Annotated in this window: 28 protein-coding genes, 1 tRNA gene and 1 riboswitch; of the genes, 18 read left to right on the forward strand and 11 right to left on the reverse strand. The window is 74.9% G+C overall.

The window, feature by feature from the left end; translation table 11 throughout:
* Positions 1–113: 113 nt before the first annotated feature.
* The 6 genes from lhgO (at position 114) to ACWEQL_RS18880 (ending at position 6,426) form a co-directional block, all read left to right on the forward strand.
* A complete protein-coding gene (gene lhgO / locus ACWEQL_RS18855; RefSeq protein WP_452151422.1) occupies positions 114–1,349 on the forward strand; it encodes an L-2-hydroxyglutarate oxidase in 1,236 nt (411 codons plus the stop codon).
* A gap of 150 nt (positions 1,350–1,499) precedes the next feature.
* Positions 1,500–2,330, forward strand: coding sequence for a tRNA (guanosine(46)-N7)-methyltransferase TrmB (trmB, locus tag ACWEQL_RS18860; protein WP_452151380.1), 831 nt, complete (start codon positions 1,500–1,502; stop codon positions 2,328–2,330).
* A 105-nt stretch (positions 2,331–2,435) separates the two neighbouring features.
* A complete protein-coding gene (locus tag ACWEQL_RS18865; RefSeq protein ID WP_452151381.1) occupies positions 2,436–3,809 on the forward strand; it encodes a PrsW family intramembrane metalloprotease in 1,374 nt (457 codons plus the stop codon).
* A 50-nt stretch (positions 3,810–3,859) separates the two neighbouring features.
* Positions 3,860–3,933, forward strand: a tRNA-Met gene (locus tag ACWEQL_RS18870).
* Positions 3,934–4,118: 185 nt separating this feature from the next.
* On the forward strand, positions 4,119–4,910 hold the full coding sequence (locus ACWEQL_RS18875) for a hypothetical protein (RefSeq protein WP_452151382.1): 792 nt from the start codon (positions 4,119–4,121) through the stop codon (positions 4,908–4,910).
* Between the two features lie 388 nt (positions 4,911–5,298).
* A complete protein-coding gene (locus tag ACWEQL_RS18880; protein WP_452151383.1) occupies positions 5,299–6,426 on the forward strand; it encodes a hypothetical protein in 1,128 nt (375 codons plus the stop codon).
* Positions 6,427–6,570: 144 nt separating this feature from the next.
* Here the strand turns inward: ACWEQL_RS18880 and ACWEQL_RS18885 are convergent, their stop codons facing one another.
* The 4 genes from ACWEQL_RS18885 to ACWEQL_RS18900 all read right to left on the reverse strand — a co-directional run bounded on the left by ACWEQL_RS18885 (position 6,571) and on the right by ACWEQL_RS18900 (position 10,170).
* Complete coding sequence (locus ACWEQL_RS18885) at positions 6,571–7,602, reverse strand: LAETG motif-containing sortase-dependent surface protein (protein WP_452151384.1); 1,032 nt, start codon at positions 7,600–7,602, stop codon at positions 6,571–6,573.
* A gap of 110 nt (positions 7,603–7,712) precedes the next feature.
* Positions 7,713–8,528, reverse strand: a complete 816-nt coding sequence (locus ACWEQL_RS18890) for a class I SAM-dependent methyltransferase (RefSeq protein ID WP_452151385.1) — start codon at positions 8,526–8,528, stop codon at positions 7,713–7,715.
* 118 nt (positions 8,529–8,646) lie between these two features.
* Positions 8,647–9,393, reverse strand: coding sequence for a sensor domain-containing protein (locus ACWEQL_RS18895; RefSeq protein WP_452151386.1), 747 nt, complete (start codon positions 9,391–9,393; stop codon positions 8,647–8,649).
* Positions 9,394–9,606: 213 nt separating this feature from the next.
* Positions 9,607–10,170, reverse strand: coding sequence for a GNAT family N-acetyltransferase (locus tag ACWEQL_RS18900; protein ID WP_452151387.1), 564 nt, complete (start codon positions 10,168–10,170; stop codon positions 9,607–9,609).
* Between the two features lie 43 nt (positions 10,171–10,213).
* Between ACWEQL_RS18900 and ACWEQL_RS18905 the strand changes: the two genes are divergently transcribed.
* Positions 10,214–11,140 (forward strand): hypothetical protein, encoded by a 927-nt coding sequence (locus ACWEQL_RS18905; RefSeq protein WP_452151388.1) that lies wholly within the window; start codon positions 10,214–10,216, stop codon positions 11,138–11,140.
* 88 nt (positions 11,141–11,228) lie between these two features.
* Here the strand turns inward: ACWEQL_RS18905 and ACWEQL_RS18910 are convergent, their stop codons facing one another.
* Entirely contained in the window at positions 11,229–12,083 is an 855-nt protein-coding gene (locus ACWEQL_RS18910; protein WP_452151389.1) for a M23 family metallopeptidase, read from the reverse strand.
* A 12-nt stretch (positions 12,084–12,095) separates the two neighbouring features.
* Positions 12,096–12,257: riboswitch (cyclic di-AMP (ydaO/yuaA leader) on the reverse strand.
* Between the two features lie 243 nt (positions 12,258–12,500).
* Here ACWEQL_RS18910 and ACWEQL_RS18915 point away from each other — a divergent pair.
* The 11 genes from ACWEQL_RS18915 to ACWEQL_RS18965 all read left to right on the forward strand — a co-directional run bounded on the left by ACWEQL_RS18915 (position 12,501) and on the right by ACWEQL_RS18965 (position 23,944).
* A complete protein-coding gene (locus ACWEQL_RS18915; protein WP_452151390.1) occupies positions 12,501–12,791 on the forward strand; it encodes a YiaA/YiaB family inner membrane protein in 291 nt (96 codons plus the stop codon).
* A gap of 177 nt (positions 12,792–12,968) precedes the next feature.
* Entirely contained in the window at positions 12,969–13,793 is an 825-nt protein-coding gene (locus tag ACWEQL_RS18920; protein WP_452151391.1) for an alpha/beta fold hydrolase, read from the forward strand.
* A 107-nt stretch (positions 13,794–13,900) separates the two neighbouring features.
* Positions 13,901–14,470 (forward strand): TetR/AcrR family transcriptional regulator, encoded by a 570-nt coding sequence (locus ACWEQL_RS18925; RefSeq protein ID WP_452151392.1) that lies wholly within the window; start codon positions 13,901–13,903, stop codon positions 14,468–14,470.
* A gap of 206 nt (positions 14,471–14,676) precedes the next feature.
* Positions 14,677–15,837: a PP2C family protein-serine/threonine phosphatase gene (locus ACWEQL_RS18930; RefSeq protein ID WP_452151393.1), complete on the forward strand. Its 1,161-nt coding sequence runs from the start codon at positions 14,677–14,679 to the stop codon at positions 15,835–15,837.
* A 71-nt stretch (positions 15,838–15,908) separates the two neighbouring features.
* The gene (locus ACWEQL_RS18935; protein ID WP_452151394.1) at positions 15,909–18,284 is read left to right on the forward strand and encodes a SpoIIE family protein phosphatase; all 2,376 of its coding nucleotides are present in this window, start codon (positions 15,909–15,911) and stop codon (positions 18,282–18,284) included.
* Positions 18,285–18,435: 151 nt separating this feature from the next.
* The gene (locus tag ACWEQL_RS18940; RefSeq protein WP_452151423.1) at positions 18,436–19,692 is read left to right on the forward strand and encodes an ATP-binding protein; all 1,257 of its coding nucleotides are present in this window, start codon (positions 18,436–18,438) and stop codon (positions 19,690–19,692) included.
* Positions 19,676–20,089: a roadblock/LC7 domain-containing protein gene (locus ACWEQL_RS18945; protein ID WP_452151395.1), complete on the forward strand. Its 414-nt coding sequence runs from the start codon at positions 19,676–19,678 to the stop codon at positions 20,087–20,089. Before ACWEQL_RS18940 ends, ACWEQL_RS18945 begins: the two co-directional genes overlap by 17 nt.
* Positions 20,086–20,433, forward strand: coding sequence for a DUF742 domain-containing protein (locus tag ACWEQL_RS18950; RefSeq protein ID WP_452151396.1), 348 nt, complete (start codon positions 20,086–20,088; stop codon positions 20,431–20,433). The genes ACWEQL_RS18945 and ACWEQL_RS18950 overlap by 4 nt, the downstream gene beginning before the upstream one ends.
* Positions 20,411–21,028 carry a GTP-binding protein gene (locus tag ACWEQL_RS18955; RefSeq protein WP_452151397.1) on the forward strand — a complete coding sequence of 206 codons (618 nt, stop codon included), beginning with the start codon at positions 20,411–20,413 and terminating at the stop codon, positions 21,026–21,028. Before ACWEQL_RS18950 ends, ACWEQL_RS18955 begins: the two co-directional genes overlap by 23 nt.
* A gap of 1,345 nt (positions 21,029–22,373) precedes the next feature.
* Entirely contained in the window at positions 22,374–23,582 is a 1,209-nt protein-coding gene (locus tag ACWEQL_RS18960) for a cytochrome P450 family protein (protein ID WP_452151398.1), read from the forward strand.
* 92 nt (positions 23,583–23,674) lie between these two features.
* Positions 23,675–23,944 carry a hypothetical protein gene (locus ACWEQL_RS18965; RefSeq protein WP_452151399.1) on the forward strand — a complete coding sequence of 90 codons (270 nt, stop codon included), beginning with the start codon at positions 23,675–23,677 and terminating at the stop codon, positions 23,942–23,944.
* Positions 23,945–24,052: 108 nt separating this feature from the next.
* Here the strand turns inward: ACWEQL_RS18965 and ACWEQL_RS18970 are convergent, their stop codons facing one another.
* The 6 genes from ACWEQL_RS18970 to ACWEQL_RS18995 all read right to left on the reverse strand — a co-directional run bounded on the left by ACWEQL_RS18970 (position 24,053) and on the right by ACWEQL_RS18995 (position 26,340).
* On the reverse strand, positions 24,053–24,883 hold the full coding sequence (locus ACWEQL_RS18970) for an isocitrate lyase/PEP mutase family protein (protein ID WP_452151400.1): 831 nt from the start codon (positions 24,881–24,883) through the stop codon (positions 24,053–24,055).
* Between the two features lie 25 nt (positions 24,884–24,908).
* Positions 24,909–25,385: a carboxymuconolactone decarboxylase family protein gene (locus tag ACWEQL_RS18975; protein ID WP_452151401.1), complete on the reverse strand. Its 477-nt coding sequence runs from the start codon at positions 25,383–25,385 to the stop codon at positions 24,909–24,911.
* A gap of 68 nt (positions 25,386–25,453) precedes the next feature.
* On the reverse strand, positions 25,454–25,663 hold the full coding sequence (locus tag ACWEQL_RS18980) for a hypothetical protein (RefSeq protein WP_452151402.1): 210 nt from the start codon (positions 25,661–25,663) through the stop codon (positions 25,454–25,456).
* A 10-nt stretch (positions 25,664–25,673) separates the two neighbouring features.
* A complete protein-coding gene (locus tag ACWEQL_RS18985) occupies positions 25,674–25,856 on the reverse strand; it encodes a hypothetical protein (protein ID WP_452151403.1) in 183 nt (60 codons plus the stop codon).
* Complete coding sequence (locus ACWEQL_RS18990) at positions 25,853–26,095, reverse strand: hypothetical protein (RefSeq protein ID WP_452151404.1); 243 nt, start codon at positions 26,093–26,095, stop codon at positions 25,853–25,855. The genes ACWEQL_RS18985 and ACWEQL_RS18990 overlap by 4 nt, the downstream gene beginning before the upstream one ends.
* Before the next feature lie 17 nt (positions 26,096–26,112).
* Positions 26,113–26,340 carry a hypothetical protein gene (locus tag ACWEQL_RS18995; RefSeq protein ID WP_452151405.1) on the reverse strand — a complete coding sequence of 76 codons (228 nt, stop codon included), beginning with the start codon at positions 26,338–26,340 and terminating at the stop codon, positions 26,113–26,115.
* Positions 26,341–26,345: the final 5 nt, after the last annotated feature.

A 26,345-nucleotide genomic window follows, 5' to 3' on the forward strand; every position in this document is an offset into this window, starting at 1 on the left:
CGGGGCACCCGGCCCCGGCCGGCCCGGCGGCGCCGGCACCCTCGACCCGCACCGCCCGCCGTGGCAGCATCGGCGGCGCGGGGCGGGGCGGGACCGATCTGGGGAGAGATGCGGTGGCGTACGACTTCGACGTGCTGGTGGTGGGCGGCGGGATCGTCGGGCTGTCCACGGCGTACGCGCTGACCCGGGCGCGGCCCGGGCTGCGGATCGCCGTCCTGGAGAAGGAGGCGGTGGTCGCCGCGCACCAGACCGGCCGCAACAGCGGGGTGATCCACAGCGGCGTCTACTACCGGCCGGGCTCGCTCAAGGCCCGGTACGCGGTGGCCGGCGCCGCCGAGATGGTGGAGTTCTGCCGCGAGCACGGCGTCCCGTACGAGGTGACCGGCAAGCTGATCGTGGCCACCGGCCGGGACGAGCTGCCCCGGCTGCGGGCGCTGGCCGACCGCGGCCGGGAGAACGGCATCCCGGTCACCGAACTGGACCCGGCAGGCATCGCCGGGTACGAGCCCGAGGTGACCGGCCTCGCCGGACTGCACATCGGCACCACCGGCATCTGCGACTTCCCCGCGGTCGCCCGCGTCTACGCCCGGCTCGCCGGCGAGGGCGGCGCCGAGCTGCGCACCTCCACCGAGCTGCGCGAGGTGCACCGCCGCCCGGACGGGGTGACCGTGCGGACCTCGGCCGGCGAGCTGCGCTGCGCGGTGCTGGTCAACTGCGCCGGGCTGCACAGCGACCGGATCGCCCGGCTGGCGGGCGACGACCCGGGGGTGCGGATCGTGCCGTTCCGCGGCGAGTACTACGAACTCGCCGAGAAACGGCGGGAGCTGGTGCGCGGCCTGGTCTACCCGGTGCCCGACCCGGCGTTCCCCTTCCTCGGCGTGCACCTCACCCGGGGCGTCCACGGCGACGTCCACGTCGGCCCGAACGCGGTGCCCGCGCTGGCCCGCGAGGGCTACGACTGGCGCACGGTGCGACCGCGCGACCTCGCGGAGACCGCGGCGTTCCCCGGCACCTGGCGCATCGCCCGCCGCCACTGGCGCTACGAGGTCGGCGAGCTGCGCCGCTCGCTCTCCAAGCGGGCGTTCACCACCGCCGTCCGGCGGCTGCTGCCCGCCGTGACCGCCGACGACCTGGTGCCGGCCACCGCCGGGGTCCGGGCCCAGGCGGTCGCCCGGGACGGCGCGCTGCTGGACGACTTCGCCTTCGCCGGCTTCGACCCGGACGACCCGTGCTCCGCCCGCCGACTGGTGCACGTGCTCAACGCGCCCTCCCCCGCCGCCACCGCCTCGCTGCCGATCGGCCGCGAGGTGGCCCGCCGGGCGCTGGCCGCGCTGGAGGCGGGCGGGTGAGCGGCCCCGCCCCCGCGGCCGGGTGAGCGGCGCCGGACCCGCCCGCCCGTGATCCCCCGGGGCCGGGCGGGCCCGGGTGAGCAGCACCACTCCCGCCCGGGCCCGCGGGCCGGCCGGGCGGGGCCGGCGCCCCCGTAGACTCGGGTGATTGTGACTGCCACTGCCCCGATCCCCCAGCGATCGCCCTCCGCCCGGCTCTCCGCCGCACCGGCCGCGTACCCCGCGCCGATGTACCCGCACAAGGCCACCGAGGCCCAGCACAGCGAGCGCCGCATCCGAAGCTTCCAGCCGCGCCGCGGCCGGATGACCAACGCCCAGGCGGGCGCGCTGGACCGCGGCTGGGAGCGGTACGGGATAGCCATCGACGGCAGCCCGCTCGACCTCGCCGCGCTGTTCGGCGGCCTCCCGGTCACCCTGGAGATCGGCTTCGGCATGGGCGAGACCACCGCCGCGATGGCCGCCGCCGACCCCGCGATGGGCATCCTCGCCGCCGACGTCCACACCCCCGGGCACGGCAACCTGCTCGGCCTGCTGGAGCGCGACGGCAGCGAGAACGTCCGCCCGGCCGCCGGGGACGCGGTGATCCTGCTGCGCGACATGCTCCCGGACGCCTCGCTGGCGGGCCTGCGGGTCTTCTTCGCCGACCCGTGGCCCAAGCCCAAGCACCACAAGCGGCGGCTGGTCCAGTCGTCCTTCCTCGACCTGGTGCTGCCGCGGCTCGCCCCCGGCGCCCTGGTGCACTGCGCGACCGACTGGGAGCCGTACGCCGAGCAGATGCTGGCCGTGCTCTCGGCCTCGCCCGAGCTGGAGAACCTGCACCCGGAGGGCGACGGCACCGGCTGGCTGGAGCCCGCCGACCACCCGGACGGCTCCGTGCCCGGGTACGCGCCGCGGCCCGACTGGCGCCCGGTGACCAAGTTCGAACGGGCCGGGATCGCCAAGGGCCACGTGGTGCACGACCTGCTGTTCCGCCGCCGCTGAGTGTTCGGGCCGGTCCGTACGGGCCGGCCCCCCGCGTCGTTCCGGGCGGCGGCGCCCGCGTCCGGGGGCTCCCTGCGGGCCCGGCCGTGGCCTACCCTGTGCCGGGTGAGCAGCCCGTCCGGCGGCGGGCCCCCGGCCGGGGTCCAGGCCGCCGACGACCAGGAGATGCCCACGCGCGCCGCCGGCACCCGCGTGATCCCGGGGCCCCGGACGCGCCGGGCCCACCGGTTCGTGCCCCGACCCGCGTTCACCGCCCGGCCGGCCCCGGCGCCCACGGCCCGGGCGGGCGCGCCGCCCCGCCCGGTCGCGGTCTCCGCCGTCACCACCACCGCCGCGCTGACCCTGCTCGGCTGCGGGGTGCTGATCCTCCACCTGGTGCGCCGGCAGACCGGCACCACCGGGCTGCTGGTCGGACTGGGCCTGGCGCTCGTCCCGCTCCCCTTCGTGCTCGGCGGGCTGGTCTGGCTCAACCAGACCGCCCGGATCCCGCTGCGGCACATCGTCTTCTGCCTGGGCTGGGGCGCCTTCGCGGCGACGACCGTGGCGATCCTCGCCAACGGCTGGACCGCCGACTACCTCACCACCCACCAGGGCGGCCTCGGCGAGGCGTTCGGCGCCGACGTGGTCACCCCGCTGATCGAGGAGAGCGCCAAGGGCGCCGCCCTGCTGATGCTGCTGCTGCCGTTCGGTCCACGGCTGCGGTGCCGCGGCCACGGCTCCGACCGGCCCTGCTCCCCGCTGCTGCGTCCGCGCCCGGCGCCCCACCCGTACGCCCGGCGCGGGGCCGTCCTCCCGGCGCGGACCCGCCGGCGGCTGCGCCGCTGCCTGCGCCCGCTGCCGTACCTGCGCCCCCACCCCTTCTCACGCGCCCACCCGCGCGCCCGGTCCCGGCCGCGGACCCTGGCCGCCGGGGTGGTGCTCGCCGGGATCACCGCCTGCGGGTTCGCGTTCACCGAGAACGCCCTCTACCTGGGCCGGGCCTTCACCGACGACCAGCAGCAGCGGCTCGACAGCATCGGCCTGGGCGAGGAGCCCAGCCTGCGCGACTTCGACAGCACCGTGCAGACCTTCGTGCTGCGCGGGCTGCTCTCGCCGTTCGCCCACCCGCTGTTCACCGCGCTGACGGGCCTGGGCCTGGCCGTCGCGCTCACCACCGGACGCCGCTGGCTGGCCCGGCTGGCCGCCCCGGCCGGCCTGCTGCTGTCGATGGCCCTGCACGGCACCTGGAACGCCGCCGCCGACCTCGGCACGCACGGCTTCCTGGTGGTCTACGCGGTGCTGATGGTCCCGTGCTTCACCGCGCTGGTCTGCTTCGCCGCCTGGGCCCGCACCCGCAGCGCCCGACGGACCCGCCGGCCCGGGCGCGAGCGGCCGACCGGGGAGGGCGGGGAGGTCGGGGCGGCCCGCCGACGCGTCCGCCGGTTCGCCTTCCGACGGACGTCCGCGGCGGCCGCGGAGCCCGGTGCCGCACCCCCGTGAGGAACGGATTTCCCATCCGGGCGACTTCCCCGTATCGTTGTGTTCACCGACGCGGGGTGGAGCAGCTCGGTAGCTCGCTGGGCTCATAACCCAGAGGTCGCAGGTTCAAATCCTGTCCCCGCTACTCAGTAGCCGAAAGGCCCGGAGGATCATCCTCCGGGCCTTTCGCGTTCCCGGGGCGCGACGAGGGCACGGTCCGGGAACGAAGCGGTAACGCAGACCGGATTCAAGATCCGGTAAAGGGTGCGCGACGGATACTGATCGCACACTCACCCGTACGGGTGGCGACACCGCACCAGAAGGAACCCGATGTCCTCGAAGCGCCTCCTCAGCACCGCCGTGATCTGCCTGGCCCTGGCGGCCGGTACGACCGCCTGCGGGGACAAGGGCGGCAGCACCGCGGCGGGCACCCCGGCCGCCGCTCCGACCAGCGCCAAGCCGACCCTCGACACCGAGAAGCTCACCGCCGAGGAGATCGAGCAGAAGGCCAAGGACGCCCTGGCCTCCGCCAAGTCGGTCCGGATCAAGGGCGAGATCACCATGGAGGAGGAGGGCACGATCAAGATCGACGTCGCCCTCGACACCAAGGGCCAGTGCACCGGCTCGATGACCATGGCCGGCCTCGGCAGCTTCGAGATGATCAGCGACGGCACCCAGACCTGGGTGAAGCCGGACGAGAGCTTCTGGAACGGCATCGACGAGAAGGGCGCGGCCGCCGAGCTCTTCAAGGGCCGCTACCTGTCGGGCGTCAACGACGACCCGCAGATGAAGCAGATGGCCTCCGTCTGCAACCTCACCGAGTTCACCAAGCAGATCACCGAGCCCGGCAGCAGCGAGAAGGTCACCAAGGGCACCGCCGGCACCGTCAACGGGCTGAAGACCTTCAGCCTCAACATGGTGGACGAGGACGGCCAGCCGGGCGTCCTCCACGTCGCCACCGAGGGCGCCTTCTACCCGGTCCGGATCGAGCAGACCGGCGGCAAGGAGCCGGGCAAGGTCGACTTCACCGACTACGACAAGCCGGTTGAGGTCAAGGCCCCGGCCCCCGAGAACGTGGTCGACGTGTCCAAGCTCAAGTCGCAGTTCCCGAACGCCGTCTGAACCGGGCCGGCGCCCTCCCGGGATCGGCGGAGATAATCCGTTGCCCTCCTTCGGGTGGGCTGCCTATGGTGGCAGCACACTGAAAGGAGGTGATCCTGAGTTGAGTACCTTCAGGATGCGTGAGGTGGCTGCTCGCTAGAGCCGCCCCTGCCTGCGCAGGGTGGAGCCGAAGGCTCCCGGCAGGCGAAATCCATAGCAGTCACCCGGCCCGTGGGCTCACCGGTACATCCCCGGTGCCTCGGCCGTCGGCCCCGCACGGGGCCGGCCGGCGAGGAGCAGCCCACGGGCTGTCTGCTGTCCCGGCCCGGGCCGGCGCCTCACGACCTCCCACCGGGGCCGCTAGAGTCGCCCCGGATTTTCCGGGCGGGACGGGCGGACGGGGGCAGGAATGGCGAGGGGGCAGCGGGCCGGGAGCACGGCGGCCCTGCGCAAGGTGCAGCAGGTCGCGGGGACGGGGCTGCTCGGGGTGGGCGTGGTCGGGCTGGTGCTCTTCTCGCTCGGCCGCGAACGGGTCTGGCAGGCCCTCGGCGGCGGGCTGGTGGTGGCCGGGGCGGCCGCGGTGCTCGGCGCCGCACTGGGCTTCCTGTTCGGGGTGCCCCGGGTCCGCTCCGGCGGCGAGCAGCCGCGGCGCGGGGCCGGCTCGTACGTGCCGAACACCAATCTGGAGCAGGTCTCCGACTGGCTGACCAAGGTGCTGCTGGGGGTCGGGCTGACCCAGCTCGGCTCGCTCGGGGAGCGGCTGCGCACGCTCGGCGACGCGCTGGCCCCGGCGCTGGGCGGGGAGGCCGGGGCGGCCCCGTTCGCGGCGGCACTGGTGCTGTACTTCCTGCTCGCCGGGTTCCTGGCGGGCTGGCTGGTGACCCGGCTGCTGCTGCCGCAGGTGCTCTCGGACGCCGACCGCGCGCTGGACCTCTTCCTGGCCGGCCAGGACCGCGACCGCCGGGGCGACAAGGTGGGCGCGGACGACCTGCGGGTACGGGCGATGCAGCACCTCGGCCTGCTGGGCGGCAGCGCCGACCGGCCACGGGAGGACGACGCCCGGCTGCCCGCGGGCGGGCCGGAGAGCGTGGTGGCCGAGGTCCGCTCGACCGCGCGCCGCTCGGTGCTGGCGGCCGGGCAGGTGCGGGAGCTCTTCGCGGACGGCGGCGGGGCGCGCCGCATCGAGGCGCTGGCGCTGATGCAGGGCGATCCGGCGCTCGCCGACCTGGCCAGTGTGCTGGACGCGATCGAGCGTCCGCGCTCGGGGTTCGAGCAGTACCAGGCCCTGCTGGCGGCCCGAGGTCTGCTCTCCCGGCTGCCGGCCGGTGAGGCGCGGCGGCTGCGCGAGGCGGTGGCCGGACGGCTGGTGGCGGCGGACGGCATCCCGTACGGGTCGGACCGCAGTTGGCTGGCGGAGAAGATCCTGTCCCGCCTGGACGGGCCCGGCGGAAGCGGGCCGGCCGGGGGGCCGGCCGGAGCGGCCGACGAGGCCGGCCCGGTGGTACCGCAGCAGCCCCAGGGGCCCGACCGGCCCTGAGGATCCGACGCCGAGGATCCGACGCCGAGGATCCGGCGCTGAAGACGCGGGCCGGGGACGCGCGCCGGGGACCGGCGCCCGAACGGCGGTGGCCCGCCTCCCCGACGATCCGGGGAGGCGGGCCACCGATCGTGCTCAGGAGGCTCAGGCGGCCGTGGCGCCCTTGCGGCGGCGCAGCACCACGACGGTCGCGGCACCGGCCAGCAGGGTCGCGGCACCGACGCCGGCGATCACCGGGGTGGCCGAGGAGGAGCCGGTCTCGGCGAGGTTGCCGCCGGTGGTGAGGGCGGCGCGCGGGCCCTTGCCCTTGCCGCGCAGCTCGTCCACGCCCTTCAGGTCGGAGACCTTCACGGTCTTGCCCGTGGCGTCGCCGCCGGAGGCCTTGCCACCGGCCGCGGCGATCTCGAAGCCGAAGAGGTAGACGTCGCCGAAGCTGCAGTTGCCCTCCTTGCCCATGGAGAAGCCGGCGGTGAGGAAGAAGCCGCTGGAGGCGGGCGCCTTGCCGTCGACCATGATCCGCATCTTGGCGTCGGCGTACTGGCCGGCGCCGATGTTGCGGGCGCTGGCGAAGAAGCCCCAGGTCTCGGCGCCGCGGTCGGCGTTCTTCCACTGGCCGGCCGAGGCGTCCCACCACTCGACGGTGACCATCAGGTCCTCGACGTCCTTGACCCGCGGGTCGACGGTGCCCAGGTGCAGGTCGATGTCGACCTGGGTGAGGGTGCGCTTGGAGATGTTGGTGGCCCGGTAGGTGAACTCGTGCCAGCCGGAGCCGGCCACGATGTTGCCGGGCAGGCCGCGCAGCGAGGTCTGCACGGAGTTCTCGTCGGCCGGCCAGGCCTCGCACTGGTCCGGGAACGGCGTCTTGAGGTCGGACGGCGTCGGGGTGGTGGAGGGCGTCACGGTGGCGCCGGCCGAGGGGCTGGCCGAGGAGGACGGCCGGGCGGACGTGCTCGCGGTCGGCGAGGCCGACGCGGAGGGCTGGGCGGAGGTGCTCGCGGACGCGCTCGCGGAAGGCGAGGCGGAGGCGGAGGCCGAGGCCGAGGCCGTCGGCGTGGTGCTGGGAGAGGCGGCCGTCAGGCTGCTCCCGGTCGCGCTCGCCAGCGGCGCGGCCATCAGCGTGGCCGAACCCATGACCGTCGCGACCGCGGCCGTCGCCCAGACACGGCGAAGCTTCATCTTGTTCTGTCTCTTCCGAGTGAAGTGGGAGGCCGCCGTGACCTGCGGGACCAGTGGGTCCCGTGGGTCTCGACGGACTCATGTGGCCGGATGGCCAAACCGTATGACGATCACTTCACCCGATTGGTTGTAGGCGGATGGTCAGAATGAGAACGGATTTTCAGCCCGCCCCCACGCAGTCCCACCGCCCCGCCGTACCCGGCCGTCCCGGGCCGCCCCACCGCCCCGCGCCGCCCCACCGCCCGGAGCACCAGCACCCGTCCGGTCCGCCGCCCGGGCCGTACCAGCCGCAGCACCTCGCTGCCGATCCGCCGCTCGCCGAGCTCCCTGCGCAGCCCGTCCAGGTGCGGGCAGCTCCGCCCGAGGCCGTCGTGCAGCGGCCGCACCCGCACCTCCCCGCCCGGCGCGGTGACCCGGACCAGCTCGACCAGAGCGGCCAACTGGTGCTCGGGGCCGAAGCGTTCCGGGTAGGCGAAGAGCAGGTACCCGCTCAGCGCCAGCGCGAAGGTGCCGTCCGCGAAGGGCAGCCGGGGGAGCTCGGCGGCCACGTACTGCTGCGGGTGCGCGGCCGCGTCCTCGGCGAACAGCCGGCGGGCCCGGTCCCAGCTGCGCAGGTAGCGGTCGTACGGGAGATGACGGGCCGGCGGGTACAGCTCGGGGCGTTCGGCCATCGCGGCGGCCATCGCCGTACGGGCGGCCACCGCGCCGGCCTCGACCTCGCGGACCGGGCGCGCGTACACCGGGTCGGCGGCGATGACGCGGCAGCCGAGTCCCCGGGCCTCGGCGACCAGCGCGGCGGCGCCGCCGGGGCAGTCCAGGACGGGCCCGGGCAGGGCGGCGAGGCGGGCGCGGGTCAGCCCGAAGAGTCCGCAGTACTCGTCCAGCGGACGGGAGGTGACCAGGATTCCGGGCGGCGGGTCGGCCATCCGGCCATCGGAACACGGGCCCGCCCGGCCCGCACGCCCGGCGGAGCGGGCGGATGACGGGCCGGGCGGATGACGGACCGGGCGGATGACGGACCGGGCGGATGACGGGGCGAAGGGCTCAGCGGCCGAGCAGTCCCTGGACGGCGAGCCGGTTGACGTTGGTCAGCCCGCGCACCAGCTGCGGGGTGAGGAAGACGAGGAGCAGCCCGAGCAGCGAGACCGCGGCGATCTGCGCGGGCGACTCGATGAAGAACTGGTGGCGCACGTTCTCGTCGTCGTAGTAGTCGTACAGCTGGGCGCCCGGCCAGTCGGTGAAGGCGCCGTACACCCAGTGGTAGGCCGGGTAGAGCGCCAGCGACCAGCCGACCAGCAGGAAGACCAGCGACAGCACGAAGCTGAGGATCGCCCACGGGAACATCAGCACCTGGTACAGCACGGCCTTCCAGCCCGCCGCGTCGCCCAGCCGGCTGCCGACGGTGGCCCAGAAGCCGGACCGCTTGGGGCGGACGGGCCGCGGGCCGGGCACGTCCAGCGCCAGCATGCCGCGGGCCCGGGCCCGCTCCAGCCGCCCGAAGCCCCGCCCGCCGGTGAGCAGCAGGGCCAGGACCGGGAGCCCGAGGACGGTGATGAAGGTGCCGGCGCCGAGGGAGAACAGCACGATCGAGAAGGAGAAGCCGGCGATCGCCACCGGCAGGCCGGTCAGCGTGTAACCGATCTCGCGGTAGGTGTAGGAGGAGAAGGGGGCGCGCCAGAAGTACGGGGGCCGCTCGGTGCGGTGGGCCCGGGCGGGGCGGTCCGTCCGGTCGTGGTTCTCGGGGGAGTCGTCGACGTCGTACTCACGGTGGGGTGCGTACTGGCTGCTCATGGCCGGTCGGTCCTCGGTCTGTCGTGGCGGCGGTTCCTGGGGGTGATCCCAGACTCGCAGAGCGGCAGCGGGCCGGACATCCGGTCTCCCGGCGAACCGGGGGTGGGGATAACCCCCGGCCGCCCTACCCGGCCCCGGACCCGCGCCGGACCACGGTGACCACGCGGATCGCGGGGATCACGCGGATCGCGGGGATCACGCGGATCGCGGGGATCACGACGACCACTCGTCCTCCAGCAGCGAGTACTGGTAGGAGTCGTGCCAGCGGCCGCCCAGGTACAGGTCGTGCCGGATCCGCCCCTCCAGCCGGAACCCGGCCCGTGTCAGCACCCGGGCCGAGGCCGCGTTGTCGGTGTCCACCCGGGCCTCCAGCCGGTGCACACCCAGGGTGGCGAAGGCGAAGTCGCACAGCAGGGCGGTGATCTCGCCCGCGTAGCCCTGCCCCCAGGTGTCCCGGCGCAGCGCGTAGCCGAGGGTGGCGCCGCGGTGCTCGCCGAGGCCGAGGGCGGCGTTGCCGATCGGCACCGCGTCGGCCGGGTCCTCGGCGTCCGCGAGCCGGGTGACGGCGAGCCGGTAGACCGTGCGGATCTCGCGCTGGGCCTCCTCCAGGTACTGCTCGACCTGGTCGTCGCAGTCCTCGCGGTCGCGCGGCTCGAACGGCAGGTACCGGCAGGTCTCCGGGTCGCCGAAGACCGCGTGCAGCGCGTCGACGTCCTCCGGGGTGTGGTGGAACTCGCGGACGGCCAGTCGCGGGCCGGTGAGCAGAACGGGCACCATGCCTGCCGACCCTACCTCCGGCCAGCGATTACCGTACGTGAACATGGAAGAAGAAGACCTGCGGCTCGCCCCGCGCACCAGGGCCGCCGACCTGCTCGCCTGGGCGCAGGCCCAGGGCCGCGCGCCGGTGGCCGAGGAGCCGGTGCGGACGGTGCTGGCCCTGCTGGAACTGGGCGACGGCAGGATGCACGACGGATGGCCCGAGCTGACCTCGAACACCCTGGAGCAGCTGCTGTACGAGCGGCTCCACCTGTACGTCCAGCCCGCGCCGGAGCAGGACCCGCTGGAGTACGGCCGGGCGGTGGACCTGCTGATCGACCACCAGCGCGCGGCCAAGCGGCTGAACGCCAAGCGCCAGGAGCGGCTGCACGCCGAGGCCGAGTGGCAGGGCGAACTGGCGGCCGGCCTGCTGCGCCGGGCCGACCTGGTGACCTGGCCCCGGCTGTACGCGCTGCTGCTGCGCGCCGCCGGGGTGGACGTCGCGGACGACGCGGCGGTCCGGGCCTGGCTGGAGGGGTTCCGCACGCTGGATCCGGCGGGGCGGGCGGCCGCGTACGAGGAGCTGGAGCGGGCCGGTCTGCTGGACCCGGTGGACGGTGACGGCGGCTGGGGTCCGACCCGGCTGATGTCGGTGGGCATGGCCACGGACGGCGCCCGGATGCTGCTGGAGCAGGGGCTGATGCGGCGCAGCTACCGCAACCTGGCGGAGCTGACCGCGCTGGGCCGCCCGATGCCGCAGGAGCTGGCCGGGGACTTCGAGGGCTTCGAGGCGGCGGCGGTCTCGGTGGCACTGGACCTGTACGGCGACTGGACGGTGCCCAGTCTGCCGCGGCTGCTGGTGGAGGAGTACCCGGACCTGGCGCCGGAACCGGGCCAGGAGGAGATCGAGGCGTACCTGGCGCAGCTGCCCCAGGACGACATGGACGAGCCGCCCCAGGACGACACGGCCCAGGACGAGCTGCCGGAGTGATCCGGGCGGCGTGACACGGAGGGCAGGAACGCGGACGGTCCCGGGAGCGCGTGCTCCCGGGACCGTCCGGTGTGGCGTGGGGCGGGCGTCAGGGGGTGAGGCCGCGCTGCTCGAACCAGGTCTCCGGGTCGACCGGGGCGCCGCCGCCGGGGCGGACCTCGACGTGCAGGTGCGGGCCGGTGACGTTGCCGGTGGCGCCGACCTTGCCGATCTGCTGGCCGGGGACGACCTTGCCGGAGCCCTTGATGATCGAGGAGAGGTGGCAGTACCAGATCTCGGTGCCGTCGGGCAGGGTCTCGACGATCCGGTAGCCGTACGAGCCGGACCAGCCGGCCGAGGTGATGGTGCCGGCGCCGACCGCGTACACCGGGGTGCCGGTGGAGGCGGCGAAGTCCAGGCCGGTGTGCAGGTGGGCCCAGTAGCGGGCGCTCTGCCCGTAGTGGGCGGAGAGGTTGTAGTCCTTCACCGGCAGGTTGATGGCGGCCATCCGGGCGGCCTCGGCCGCGTCGGCGGCCTTCTTGGCCTCCTGCTGCTGGGCGACCTTCTTGGCCTGGGCGTCCTGGGCGGCCTGGAGGCGGGCGCTCTCCTCGGCGGCGGTGCGCTGGCTGTCGGCCTGGAGCTGGATGCGCGCGGCGAGGGCGAGGCCGGGGTCGGCGGCGAGCGCGACGGGGGTCTCGTCCGGGGTGGAGACGGCGGGCGCGGAGGCCGGCGTGGCGGAGGCGAAGCCGGTCGCGCCGAGGGTGGCGGCGACGGCGGTGACGCCCAGCAGCGGGGCGGTGCCCCGGGTCTGGCGGGGCATCCGGTGCCGGTTGGTCTCGGCGGGCTGCGGGGCCGTCTCGTCGGCGACGCCGGCGTACACGCTGTCGTGCGCGGGCGGCCAGTCGAGCAGCTGGGTGCCGGCGGCGGAGCCCGTCGGCTGGACCGGGGAGTGCGTCGACGCCACGGAGGCGCGCTCCTTTCCTTCCTTCGCGCCTACCGGGTTAGCTGACGGGTTCGGAGCAGGAAGGTCTCCTACGGCCGGGCCCGGGGGCCTGGCCGATTCACCCCAAGGAACGTGGTTCCCCGGCTCCCTGACCTGCCCGGGGGCGGGTCGTGCGGGATTAGGCGACGTGCACGGTGCCGTCGGGTACGGCGTTTCGACCGCGCTGCGTTATCAAACGTTAATCCTAGGAGCCCCTGATTCCAAGCCATTCGTTCGGGACAGTCGGTCACTGCCCTGACGCCGTGGCACGCGATGGGCGCTCCGTCACGTCTGACGACAGCACGCACCCTACCGGACGTAAAAGTGCGTCAACGAACGACCCTTGAACTGAGTACGCCTACTCATGCGTACGGCCCGACCGGCCGGGATTCTGGCGCCATGAGCTCACAGATGCAGTCCCGCACCACGGCGGCGTACCACGTCCAGGCCGTGCTGTCCTTCGCCATCTCCGGCACCGCGCTCGCGGTGGGCATCGCCTACCTCCCGGTGGAGGGGTGGACCCGGGCCTTCCTCGGCGTCGGCCTCCTCTACACGATCACCTCGGCCTTCACCCTGGCCAAGGTGATCCGGGACCGGCAGGAGGCCGGCGAGATCGTCAGCCGGGTCGACCAGGCGCGACTGGAGAAGCTGCTCGCCGAGCACGACCCGTTCAAGGTGGAGGGGGTCTGACCACCGGAGGGTCCACCACCGACGCCACGGACGCCACGGGCGCCTCCGCACCCTCGACACCCTCGACACCTTCGACGCCTCCCGGCGGTCTCCCCGCGCCGAGCGCTTGACGGCTAAGGCTATTAGCCTTAGCTTTATGGCTATCGGCAGTCGCACAACGGACCGAGGAGGCCCACGATGTCCCGCACCGCCACCCCCGCCACCCGCCACCTGGACCTCCCCGGCGGCCGGCTGGCCTTCGACGACACCGAGCACGGCGAGGGCCTGCCCGTCGTCCTGCTGCCCGGCATGCTCGACAGCCGCGCCGCGTACCGGCACCTGCACCCGCTGCTGGTCGCGGCCGGCCGCCGGGTGATCACCATGGACCTGCGCGGCTTCGGCGAGTCCTCGATCGTCTGGGACGACTACTCGCCGGCCGCCATCGCCGGCGACGTCCTCGCCCTGCTGGACCACCTCGGCATCGAACGGGCCGTCCTGGCCGGCAGCTCCTACACCGGTGCGAGCGTGGTCAGGGCCGCGGGCGACGCGCCGGAGCGGGTCGCCGGGATCGTCCTGCTGGACGCCTTCATCGAGAACCTCCCGCCGAACCTCGCGCAGCGCACCCTGGTCCGCGCCCTGGGCGCCCTGGTGGAGCGCGCCCCCGCCTTCTGGGGCTTCTACCTGCGCAAGATGGCCTTCCCCGGCCCCCGCCCGGCCGACCTCGACGCGTACGTGGCCGGCCTGGTCGCCGCCCTGCGCACCCCGGGCCGCAGGACCGCCACCCGGGGCTACACGCACGGCAACTCGGCGCCCGAGGGCTGGACCGCCGCGGTCCGCTGCCCGGCGCTGGTGATCATGGGCTCCAAGGACCCCGACTTCCCGAAGCCGGAGCTGGTCGCCGACCGGCAGGCCGCCGCGCTGAACGCCCGCAAGGTGATGATCGAGGGGGCCGGCCACTACCCGATGGCGGACTCCCCGCAGGCCACCGCCGACGCCCTGCTGCCCTTCCTCGCCTCCCTCTGAGCCCGGCCCCTCAGCCGAACCCAGAACCGAAACCGACACCGACGCCGAAACCGACGCCGGCACCGTCGCCGAGACCGACGCCGTACGCGAGCCCCCGGAGAACCCCCATGCCCCGCGCCGGACTGACCCCCGACCAGGTCGTCACCCACGCCCTCGCCCTCATCGACGAGCAGGGCCCGGAGGCCCTGACCCTGGCCGCCGTCGCCGCCCGCGCCGGCGTCGCCACCCCGTCCCTCTACAAGCACGTCAGCGGCGGCCTCGCCGAGCTGCGCCGGCTGATCGCCGTCCGGGTCACCGGGGAACTGGCCGACCGGCTCGCCGAGGCGGCCCTCGGCCGCGGCGGGGACGAGGCCGTGGACGCCGTGCTGCGCGCCTACCACGGGTACGCCGTCGAGCACCCGCACCGCTACGCCGCACTGCCGCAGGCCCCGCAGGCGGACGACGAGCTGACCCGGGCGGCCGGGCGGCTGGTCGGGGTGATCGTGGCGATGCTGCGCGCGTACGGCCTGGAGGGTTCCGAGGCGATCCATGCGGCGCGTACGGTCCGCTCGGTCGCCCACGGCTTCGCCTCGCTGTCGATCGGCGGCGCCTTCCGGCTCGCCGAGGACCCGGCCGTCACCCAGGACCGGCTGATCGGCGTGCTGACCGACGGGCTGCGGGCCTGGCCGAAGCCCTGAAGCCCGGGGCCCGGGGCCCGGGGCCCGGAGCACCGAGGCACCGAGGCACCGAGGCACCGAGGCACGGAACCCCGCGGCCCGAGGGCCCCGGCAGGCCCCCCGTCGCCCCGCGCCACCGGGCCGGAGCGGTCCATCCGGGTTACATTGGCCGCGCTGCCAGGTGGTCATCGACCGGGGACCGCCCACCCGAGGCGGAGGTCCCTCACGTGCCCGCACCCAAGGCGTGGTGGCTCCGCGCCCGGATACCGCTCCGGAGCCCGCTCGCGCACTGGCGCGAGCGCCTGCTGGACGGCGACCGCCGTGCCGAGCGGGACGCGCTGTGGCTGCTGCTGGTGGTGGCCGCGCTGTTCAGCGTCCTGCCGGTGGCGTTCCCGGCCACCTGGCCGCCCTCCTCGCTGGTGCTGCCGCTGGTCGCCGGCGGTCTGGTGCTGCGTCGCCGGCTGCTGCTGGTGGTGTCCTGCGCGGTGCTCGTGGGCTGTCTGCTGAGCGTGCTGACCGCAGAGCCGCGCGGCGTCCGGGTCGGCGTGCTCTTCGTGCTGGCGGCGACCGCGATCGGGGTGCTGGCCAGCAGCCGCTCCCGCCACCGGCTCGGCCTGCGCGGCAACCGGGGCGACTCGATGCTGCTGGAGCTGGCCGAGCACACCCGGGAGCTGGGCCGGCTGCCCGACCGGCTGCTGGACTGGCACTTCGACGGCGCGCTGGCGCCGGTCGGCGGCGCGTCCTTCTCCGGTGACTTCGTGCTCTGCTCCCACCGGCCCGAGGACGACCTGCTGGAACTGCTGCTGGTGGACGTCTCCGGCAAGGGCAGCCGGGCCGCCGCCCGTTCCACGCACCTGTCCGGGGCCTTCGCGATGCTGCTCGGCCGGGTACCGCCGGAGGACTTCCTCCCGGCCGCCAACGACTACCTGGTCCGGCGGGGCTGGGAGGACGACTTCGCCACCGCGGTCCACCTGGCGCTGCGCCCGGCGAGCGGCCGCTACCGGCTGTTCAACGCCGGCCATCCGCCGCCCGCGCAGTACCGGCCGGGCGGCGGCGGCAGCTGGTGGCTGGGTCCGACCGGGGGCCCGGCCCTGGGCCTGCTGCCCGACACGCCGTACCCGGCGGTGCACGGGCGGCTGGCGCCGGGCGACTCGCTGCTCATGTACAGCGACGGGCTGGTGGAGCTGCCGGGGGCGGACCTCGACGAGGGCGTCGAACGGCTGCTGGCCGCCGCCGAGCCGGTGCTGCGCACGCCGCGGACCGTCGAGCGCGGCGGACGGCCGTGGCAGGGCGCGGCCGACCGGCTGGTCGAGGCGGTCGCACCGGACGTCGCCGACGACCGGACCCTGGTGCTGGTGCGACGCCTGGGACACCATTCGCCGATCTGAGGAAATAAGGTATGAAGAATCACGTAACCCCCTAGGGCACCTGTCCCGGAGCGGAAAGGCCCGGTATCCCGATGGACCTGTCCTCCCCCCGGCTCCCCTCCACCGAGGACGGCGGCCGACCCCCTCGCAGCAGCCCCACGACCCGGAGCGCGATGCGCTGCGTCCGCTTATTGCTCGGCTGCTCCAGCGCCGCCGAACTGCTCGCCACCGTGCTCGCCGAGGGCCCCGGCTGGATCACCGGCGAGGGTTCCGCGCTCTACCTGACGGACCCCGGCGGGATGCTCCGGCTCACCGCCTCCCACGGACTGCCCGACTGGGCCCACGAGCGCTACGGCGTGGTCGACCCCGCGAGCGACCTGCCCGCCGCGATGGCGCTCCGGCTGCGCCGCCCGTACCTGCTGAGCCCCGAGCGCACCGGCGCCGACTACCCCAACCGCAACACCGGCATGGGCACCGGCATGATCGCCATCATCACCCTGCCGATGATCGTCGACGAGCGGCCGATCGGCGTCCTCGGCCTCGCGCTGGCCCACCGGGGCACCGTCCCCCGCCGCGACCTGGACGTGCTGGAGACCATCGCCGACGCCTGCGGCCACCGCCTCGCGTACCTGCTGGACAGCGACCTCGCGCGGGCGCGCACGCCCCGGGGCACGACGGCCGCCGACGCGCGTGTCGCGGGCGGGGTGCGGACCGGCCCCGGTCCGGAGGGCGGCAGCGAGGGCGGGCCGGACGCCGGGCTGGCCCATCCGCTGCTCTCGCTGGCCGTCCGCGCCGCCGGGCACGGCGCCTTCGAACGCGACCTGGTCACCGGCGAGGACTTCTGGGACGTCCAGGCCCACCGCGTGGTCGGGCAGCCGGTGCCACCGGAGGGCGCCCGGGGCGGCCCCGGGATGGAGCGGATCGTCCACCCCGAGGACCTGCCCGACTTCCAGGCCGCGCTGGCCGAGGCGCTCGCCACCGGCGGGCCGTACCGGCTCACCTACCGGGTGCTGCGCCCGGGCGGCGGCGTGATCCGGATCGCCGAGCACGGCGAGGTGATGCTCGACGTGCACGGCCGCCCGGTCCGCATCGCCGGGCTGCTCGCCGACCGGGACCGGGCCCGTACGCCCGAGGAGCGCCCGCCCGCCGGGCCCGCCGGCCGTGCCGCCCCCGCCGTCGTCGGCGCCCGCTCCGCCCTGCTGCTGGCGCTCACCCGGGCGCTGTCCCGGGCGGTCACCGTCCGGGACGTCACCACCGCCGTCACCGACGTCGCCCGCCCGGCCCTCGGCGCCGCCAGCATCGTGCTCGACCTGGTCGACGAGGGCCGGCTGCTGCCCGTCTCGCACACCGTCTACGGCGGCCCGCGCCGCAGCGAGCTCAACCGGCTGGCCGACCTGTCCGCCGGGGTGATGCAGCGCTCGCTGGAGCGCTCGGCCCCGCTGTTCAGCGAGCCCGGCCAGGCCGGCCGGGCCAGGGAGGACGGCCGGGGCCGGGAGAACGGCCGGGCCCGGGAGGGCGGCGGCCCGCTCACCCCGGCCGCCTGGGCGGTGCTCCCGCTGATCGCCTCCGGCCGGCAGGTCGGCTCCTGCCTGATCACCTTCGCCACCGAGCGCGGCTTCAGCCGCGAGGACCGCACCCTGTACTCGGCCTTCGCCGGCGTCCTCGCGCAGTCCCTGGAACGCGCCCGCCTCTACGACACCCACCACCACCGGGCCACCGAGCTGCAGCGCGCCATGCTGCCGCGCACCCTGCCCCGGCTGCCTGGCATAGCCAGCGCCGCCCGCTACCTGCCCAGCACCGAGGGCATGCAGATCGGCGGCGACTGGTACGACCTGCTGAAACTCCCCGACGGACGGATCGGCCTGGTCATCGGCGACGTCCAGGGCCACAACGCCGAGGCCACCGCGGTGATGGGCCAACTGCGCAGCGGGCTGCGCGCGTACGCCACCGACGGGCACGACCCGGCGGACACCCTGGCCCGCACCAGCCGGCTGCTGTCCGAGCTCGACACCGACCTGTTCGCCACCTGCCTGTACGTGACCCTCGACCCCGCCGACGGCACCCTGCTCGCCGCCCGGGCCGGCCACCCCTCGCCGGTGCGGATCGGGCCGGACGGGCGGGCCGCCGAGCTCGCCGTGCCGGGCGGCCCGCCGCTGGGCGTCGCCCCCGGTCTGCCGTACCGGCTGACCTCCGGGCGTCTGGCGGGCGGCGAGACGCTGCTGGTGTACACCGACGGCCTGGTGGAGGACCGTGAGGAGGACTACGACGAGTCGGTGCAGCGGATGATCGACGGCCTGGAGGTGTGGACCCGCACCGCCGGCCCGCTCCACCCGGATCCGGCCCACGCCCTGGAGCGGCTCGCCGACCTGCTGACCCTCAACGTCACCGAACGCCGCTCCCGCCCGGACGACGTGGCCCTGCTGCTGCTCCACCGTGTTACTCGCCCACTCGCCTCCGGGCCCTCCTGAGCCGCCTCCTTTGCCCCGTCGCGCAGCTGCCCAAACCCCCGAAGACCGACTGTTTGCAGACGTATTGACGGGTTTTTGACGGGATCGGGTCACCTGATGAGATCCGTTCACACCATCGTAGGATCATCGCCCTAGAATTCGCCGCGTGACGATGACTCAGTGGTGTGCAACGGCTACCGGCGTACTCGCCGCGATCGCCCTGTTGGCCGCCGCCCGCTACCGCTCGGTCACCCGCACCCAGCGCCGCCGGCTCGGCCGACAGCAGCGCGAGCTGGACCGGCTGCGCGAGCAGCTGTCCGTCGAACTGTCCCGCCGCGGCGCCGAACTGGCCGCCGTGCAGCAGGAGCAGGAGCTCACCGCCTCCACCCAGCGGGCCTTCCTCAGTGTCGCCCGCCGGATCCTCGTCATGGCGCACGACCAGCAGGCCCTGCTGGACGAGATGGAGCGCACCCACGACGACCCCGCGCTGCTCGAAGGCCTGCTCAAGGCCGACCACGCCGCCGCCCAACAGGCCCGCCTCGCCCAGACGCTGGCCGTGCTGTGCGGGGCGCGGGCCGGCCGGCACTGGCCCGAGCCGGTCCCGCTGGAGGACGTGGTCCGCGGCGCCCAGTCGCGCATCCTGCCCTTCCAGCGGGTGGTGGTCCGCAGCCGGATCGAGACCGCCGTGGTCGGCGCCGCCGCCGAGGCGCTGATCCACGCCGTCGCCGAGCTGCTGGACAACGCCACCCGCTATTCCCCGCCCAGCACCCAGGTGTTCGTCACCCTGATGCCCGTCCACAACGGTGCCGTCATCGAGATCGACGACGGTGGGGTGGGCATGCCCGAGCAGGCCGTGCTCAAGGCTGCCTCCGCCCTGGCCGGCGGCAGCAGCCTGGAGGTCTCCCGGCTCGGCGAGGTCCCGCAGTTGGGCCTGGCCGCGGTGGGCCGGCTCTCCGAGCAGTACGGGTTCCGGGTCACCCTCAGCTCCGCGCCGTCCCCGTACGGCGGGGTGCGGGTCGTGGTGCTGCTGCCGAACGCCCTGCTCACCGACCCGCTGCCGCCGACCGTCCCCGGGTTCGACGACCGCGACTTCCCGTCCGCCCCACCCCGGCGGCCGGAGCCCCCGCGCCGGCCGGCCGCCCCCGCGGCCCCCGTCGCACCCGCGGCCGGCACCACCGTGCCGCCGCCCCTGCCGCGCCGCAGCCACCGGCGTGACCGCTCCGGCCCCCCGGCGCCCGCGGCCGCCCCCGCGCCGCTGCCGCCGTACCGCTCCGCCCGGGACGCGCAGGCCTTCATGGCGATGTTCCAGGCCGGCACCGCCAGCGGACGTTCCGCCGTCCGCGGTGCGGCCGCGCACCCCGACCCTTCCCTGCCCGCTTCCCCCCAGCCTCCCCAGCGCACCGGAGAGTTCCATGACCACCACCCCTGATCTCGGCTGGCTGCTCGCCGACATCGTCGCCGTCCCCGAGGTCCAGCACGCCGTCGTGGTGTCCAACGACGGTCTGGAGATCGGTCGTAGCGTCGGCATCGTGCGCGACGACGCCGAGCGGCTGGCCGCGGCCTGCTCCGGCCTGCAGTCGCTGGCCCGCGGCGTCGCCCAGGGCTTCGGCGGCCACGGCAGCGCCACCCGCCAGATCATCATCGAGTACGGCGGCGGCTACCTCTTCATCGTCGCCGCCGGCGCCGGCGCCCACCTCGCCGTGGTGACCGGGGAGGCCGTGGACGCCGGCCTGGTCGCGTACCAGATGCAGGTCCTGGTCGAGCGGATCGGCACCCACCTCACCAGCCCGCCGCGGGTCGATCACGCGGCGGGGGGCCAGCGGTGAACGGGCCGGTCCGGCCCTACGTGATCACCGGCGGCCGGGCCCGCCCGACCCGGGCGGCGCTCGCCGTCGAGAGCCTGGTCAGTGCCGTGCCGGACCGGCCCGAACTGCCCGAGGACGCCCTGCTCAACCGGGAGCACCAGCGCATCCTGGACCTCTGCCGCAGCCTGCTGTCGGTCGCCGAGGTCGCCGCCCACCTCGGGCTGCCCCTCGGCGTCGTCAAGGTGCTCGTCGGCGACCTCTGGGACCTCGGCGCCGTCCAGGTGCTCCCACCCGTACCGCAGGCCGAGCGCCTGCCCGCAACCCTCCTGGAAGAGGTGCTCGTTGGCCTCCGCCAACTCCGCTGACCAACCCGCCCCCGGGCCCGACTACCTGCCGTCCTCCGTGCAGGGCGCGGTGAAGATCCTGGTCACCGGCCCGTTCGGGGTCGGCAAGACCACCCTGGTCGGCTCCCTCAGCGAGATCACCCCGCTGCGCACCGAGGAGACCATGACCGCCGCCAGCAGCGGCGTCGACGACCTCACCGGCCACGAGGGGAAGACCACCACCACGGTCGCCCTGGACTTCGGCCGGATCACGCTCAACTCCCGGCTCGCCCTGTACCTGTTCGGCACCCCCGGCCAGGAACGTTTCTGGCCGCTCTGGGACGACCTGTCGCAGGGCGCGCTCGGCGCCATCGCGCTGGTCGACCTGCGCCGGCCGCAGGAGAGCTTCGACGTGCTCGGCCGCCTGGAGGAGCAGCGGATCCCCTTCGCCGTGGCCGTCAACACCTTCCCGGACAGCCCCAGTTACCCCGAGGACGAGCTGCGCTCGGCCCTCGACCTGCTGCCCGAGGTGCCGATCCTGCACTGCGACGCGCGCGACCGGCGGGCCTCCTACGACCTGCTGATCGACTTCGTCGACCACCTGCACTCCACCGCCGTACTGGAGCTCCAGCGATGACCAGTCCCGAGCCGGGCGGCGCGGTCGCCCCGCCCCCCGGCTGCCCGATGCACACCGCGCCGACGCCGGGCGGCGGATATCCGCCGCTGTACGGCGCCGCCGTGGCCGAGGACCCGCACGGCCTGTACGCCCGGCTGCGCGAGCACTACGGCCCGGTCGCCCCGATCGAGCTGGAGCCGGGCGTCGAGGCCTGGCTCGTCCTCGGCTACCCCGAGCTGCTCGAACTCACCCGCAACGAGGCGCTGTTCTCCAAGGACTCGCGCCGCTGGCGGGTGCCCGCCGAGGGCCGGCTGAAGGCCGACTCCCGGCTGCTGCCGATGACCGCCTGGCGGCCCACCCTGCTCAACCTGGACGGCGCCGAGCACCAGCGGCTGCGCGCCGCCGTCTCGGACACCCTCGCCCAGATCGACCACCGCCAGCTGCGCGGGACCACCGAGGCCGCCGCCGACGCCCTCATCGACAGCTGGGGCCCGGACGGCACCGCCGACCTGATCGCCCAGTACGCCCGCCGGCTGCCGCTGCTGGTCTTCACCCAGCTGCTCGGCCTGCCCGCCGAGGCCGGTCCGCACCTGATCGGGCTGATCAGCCACATCGCCGACAGCGGCGCGGACTCGCAGCGGGCCAACCAGGAGTTCCAGGCGCTCCTGGTCGACCTGGTGCGCAGCCGCCGGGAGCGGCCCGGCGCCGACCTGACCTCCTGGCTGCTCGCCCACCCGGCCGCGCTCAGCGACGAGGAGGCGGTGCACCACCTGGTGGTGCTGATGGTCGCCGGCAACGAGACCACCATCAACTGGACCGGCAACACCCTGCGGCTGCTGCTCACCGACCGCCGCTTCCGCGCCACCCTCACCGGCGGCCGGCTCACCGTCTCCGACGCCCTGGAGGAGGTGCTCTGGCGCGACCCGCCGACGCAGAACTTCCCGGGCCGCTGGGCGACCTCCGACACCGTCCTCGGCGGCCAGTACATCAGCGCCGGCGACATGCTGGTGCTCGGCCTGGCCGCGGCCAACGCCGACCCGGCCGCCCAGGGCCCGGCCTCCGCGATCGCGCACGGCGCCCTCGGCGGCAACCGGGCCCACCTGGCCTGGGGCGCCGGCCGGCACGTCTGCCCCGCCCAGCACCCGGCGCGGATCATCGTCGAGACCGCGGTCGAGACGCTGCTGCACCGCCTGCCCGACCTCCAGCTCGCCGTTCCCGCCGGGGAGCTGGCCTGGCGTCCGTCGCCCTGGTCGCGCGCGCTGGCCGGGCTGCCGGTGCTGTACAGCGCCTTCACCCCGCCGCGGCCGCCCGCCGCCGCCGCCGATCCCGCCGTCCCCGCCGATCCCACCGCCCCCGAGAGGCCCGCATGGACACCGCCGACGCCTTCGAGCCCGTCCGACTCGACCCCTTCGGACGCGACCAGCACGCCGAGAACGCCCGGCTCCGAGCCGCCGGCCCGGCGGTCCTGGTGGAGCTCCCTGGCGGGGTGGTGGTCTGGGCGATAACCCACCACGACACCCTCCAGGAGCTGCTGGCCGACCCGCGCGTCGGCAAGGACCCGCAGCTGTGGACGACGTTCCGGGAGGGCCGCCTGCCCGAGGGCTGGCCGCTGATGAACTTCGTGACCGTCCCCGGGATGATCACCGCGGACGGCGAGCAGCACCGCCGGCTGCGCGGCCTGGTCACCCAGGCGTTCACCCCGCGCCGGATCGCCGAGCTGCAGCCCGCCGTGGAGGCCCGCACCCACGCGCTGCTGGACGCCGTCGCCCGGCTGGAGGGCCCGTTCGACCTGCGCGAGCACTTCGCGTACCCGCTGCCGATGCAGGTCATCGGCGAGCTGCTGGGCCTGCCGCCCAAGCAGCAGGACGAGCTGCACGAGCTCTCCAACACCCTGGTCTCCAGCTCGGCCACCCCCGAGTCGGCGGTCGCCGCCCAGCGGGCGCTGTTCGCGCTGCTCGCCTCGGTGGTCGCCGCCAAGCGCGCCGAGCCGGGCGACGACCTCACCACCGACCTGATCGCCGCCCGCGAGTCCGAGGACCGGCTGAGCGAGCAGGAGCTGGTCGGCACCCTGCTGCTGATGCTGGTCGCCGGCCACGAGACCACGCTGAACCTGATCACCAACGCGGTGCGCGCCCTGCTCGCCCACCCCGAGCAGCTGAAGCTGGTGCTGGACGGCGCGCAGCCGTGGTCCGCGGTGATCGAGGAGACCCTGCGGTACGACTCGCCGGTCGGCCAGTTCCCGCTGCGCTACGCGGTCGAGGACATCGAGGTCGGCGGGGTGCTGATCCGCCGCGGCGAGGCGCTGCTGGCCTCGTACGCCGCCGCCGGGCGGGACGGCTCGCACCACGAGGACGCCGACCGCTTCGACATCACCCGCCGGCCGAACCGGCACCTGTCGCTGGGCCACGGCCCGCACTTCTGCCTGGGCTCGGGCCTGGCCCGGCTGGAGGCGGAGACGGCGCTCGGCGCGCTGTTCGGGCGCTTCCCGGGCCTCGCGCTCGCCGAGGGCGCGGCACCGGAGCCGATCGGCTCGTTCGTGAGCAACAGCGTGAAGACGCTCGTCGTCACGGTGTGACACCCGAAACGGCCCGGTAGGACACCCGGACGGCCGGGTACGGCACCCGGACGGCCCGGTGACCACCGGGCCGTCCGGTCGTTGGGCCCGTCATGAAGAAGATCGCGGCGCTCGCCGCCCTCGCCATGACGGGCCTCGCCCTGTCCGCCCCGGCCGCGTCCGCCACCACCTCGGTCGCCGAGCAGCCGGACGCGCTGGGCGGGCTCTCCAGCGGATTCCAGGTCTCCCCGGCGGACATCGTGCTCGACACGGCGTCCGAACTCCCGGTCACCGACAAGCCGGTGAAGGCGCTCAAGGAGCTCGGCGCCGCCCAGGTCAAGCAGCAGCTCACCGAACCGGGCCTGCACGGCCACATCGGCTGACCGGCCCCGCCGGTCAGCCGATCCGATCCGGTCGTTCATGCCCGTCGGCCGGCCCTCCCCGTCGGGCCGGCCGTACGGACTCAGCGCGCCGGGTTCGGCGCGGCGGATTCAGCGCGCCAGCGCGTTCATCTCCCCGTAGCCGAGCCCGCCCGCCAGCGCGGTGTACGTGCCGGAGCCGTACACCGCCTCGGCGGCGAACCGCAGCGTCCCGAAGGCCAGGAGGGCCAGGCCCGGGCCGAGGCTGACCCGGGCCACGCCGAGCTCGGCGAGCTCCGGGACGGACGGGAAACCGGGGCCGGCCAGCACGTTGAGCGGCGCCGGGACACCGCCCACCAGCTTGGCGATCGACTCCCGGTCGGCGACGCCGGGCACGAACACGCCGTCCGCGCCCGCCTCGACGTAGGCGTTGAGCCGGGCGATCGCCGCCTCGACGCGGCCCGCCGGATCGCCGACGCCGCGCAGGAAGAGGTCGGTCCGGGCGTTGATGAACAGGTCCACCCCCGCCTCGTCCGCCACCGCGCGGGCGGCCGCGATCCGCTCGGCGGCCTCGGCGGTCGACCAGAGCGCCCCGCCGCCGCCGTGCCGGCCGTCCTCCAGGTTGACGCCCACCGCGCCGGTGGCCAGCAGCCCGGCGATGGTCGCGCCGACCCCGGCCGCGGTGTCCGCGAACCCGCTCTCCAGGTCCGCCGTGACCGGCAGGTCCACCGAGCGGGCGACCAGCGCGGTCTGCGCCAGCACCTCGGTGAGGTCGGCGCCCTCGCCGTCGCGCGCGCCGAGGGTCCAGGAGACGGCGGCGCTGGCGGTCGCCACGGCCGGCGCCCCGGCCCGCGCGACCAGCCGGGCACCGGCCGCGTCCCAGACGTTGGTGAGCACCAACGGCTCGCCGCTGTGGTGCAGTTCGTGCAGGAGTCGGGCCTTGGCCTGCTGGGTGTTCGTCATGGACTTCCTCGTCACATCGTCGGCCTTACTTGGGGGCTGGGGAGAACCGGCAGGTCACGCTGATCCGGTTCCAGGAGTTGATGACGCAGATCAGGCCGATCAGCTGCGACAGCTCCTTCTCGTCGAAGCACTCGGCGGCCTCCCGGTACACCGCGTCCGGGACGTGGCCGGCGGTGAGCTGGGTGACGGCCTCCGTCAGCGCGAGCGCCGCCCGCTCGCGCGCGGTGAACCACGACGTCTCGCGCCACGCCGGCAGGGAGAGCAGGCGGTACTCCTGCTCACCGGCCTTCACGGCGTCGGTGGAGTGCATGTCTATGCAGAAGGCGCAGCCGTTGATCATCGACGCGCGGATCTTGACCAGTTCGACGATCACCGGGTCGAGACCCCTGCGGGCGGCGCCGTCCAGCGCGATCATCGCCTTGTAGAACTCGGGGGCGTGGGCGGCCATGTCGAGCCGGCGGTCGGGCGCGGGAACAGGGGTGGCATCGTCAACAGTGGTCATGACGCCCACAGTAGGAACGCCCTGGCCTGCTCCTTTGGTGCATTTGGGCGCGGAGATCGTGGGCCACTTCACGACCTTCGCCGGGCGGCGGCCCTGGCCAACATCAGGTTGGTGACCACGGTGACCGAGCAGAGCACGAAGAGGAAGAGGAGGTTCGCCGTCCCGGGATGCGCGGCCCGGTACGGCCGGGCGACGAGGAGGCCCACGGCGGCGCCGGCGACCACGGAGAGCGCCGACGCCGCGACCAGGACCAGCGGGTGAGGACCCGCGCGCCTCATCCGGCGGGCCTCATCCGGAGGGCGGCGGGACGGGCGGGCTGCCGATGTGCTCGGGTCTGGCCGTCCACTCGACGCCCCCGCCCGGCGGGCGCAGGTAGACCCGCCCGTCCAGGACGTCCATCACCACGCCCGTGCGCCGGGCGCGGATGTCGTGCACCAACTCGCCCGGCTGAGGGCTCGCGGCCTCGTTCACGCCCCCGCCTCCCGTTCACGCCGGGCGCGCACGCCGTCGCGGATCACCTCGACGAGCTTCACGACCTCGTCCGTACGGGCGGCGCCCAGGTCGATCAGCACGACCCCCGTGACGGAGGCGGAGATCCAGTCCACGCCGACGGAGGGCAGGCGGACGTCGGCGGCGGCAGTAACGGCGAGGAGGTCCTCGACGGCCTGCGCGGCCTCCCGGCGGGCCTCGGCGGTCATCCTGCGGAGCATCGATCCCATCCCGCCGCTCACCCCTCCCAGGGGGCGAGGAACGAGGTGGCGACCTCGGCCCGGAAGTCCCCGCTCATCACGACGGTGGCCAGCCGCCCGTGGACGGCCAGCACCCGCGCCTCGGCGCGGAGTTCACGGCCGCCGAGGAGGACGGGCGGGGTGAGCCCGACACTGACGACGTCGCCGACGGCCGGCCAGGGGACGGTCAGGTGGGGGTCGGGTTCGGTTTCGCGCTCGTACGGCATGGGCC

It is taken from the genome of Kitasatospora sp. NPDC004240, from assembly GCF_053603215.1.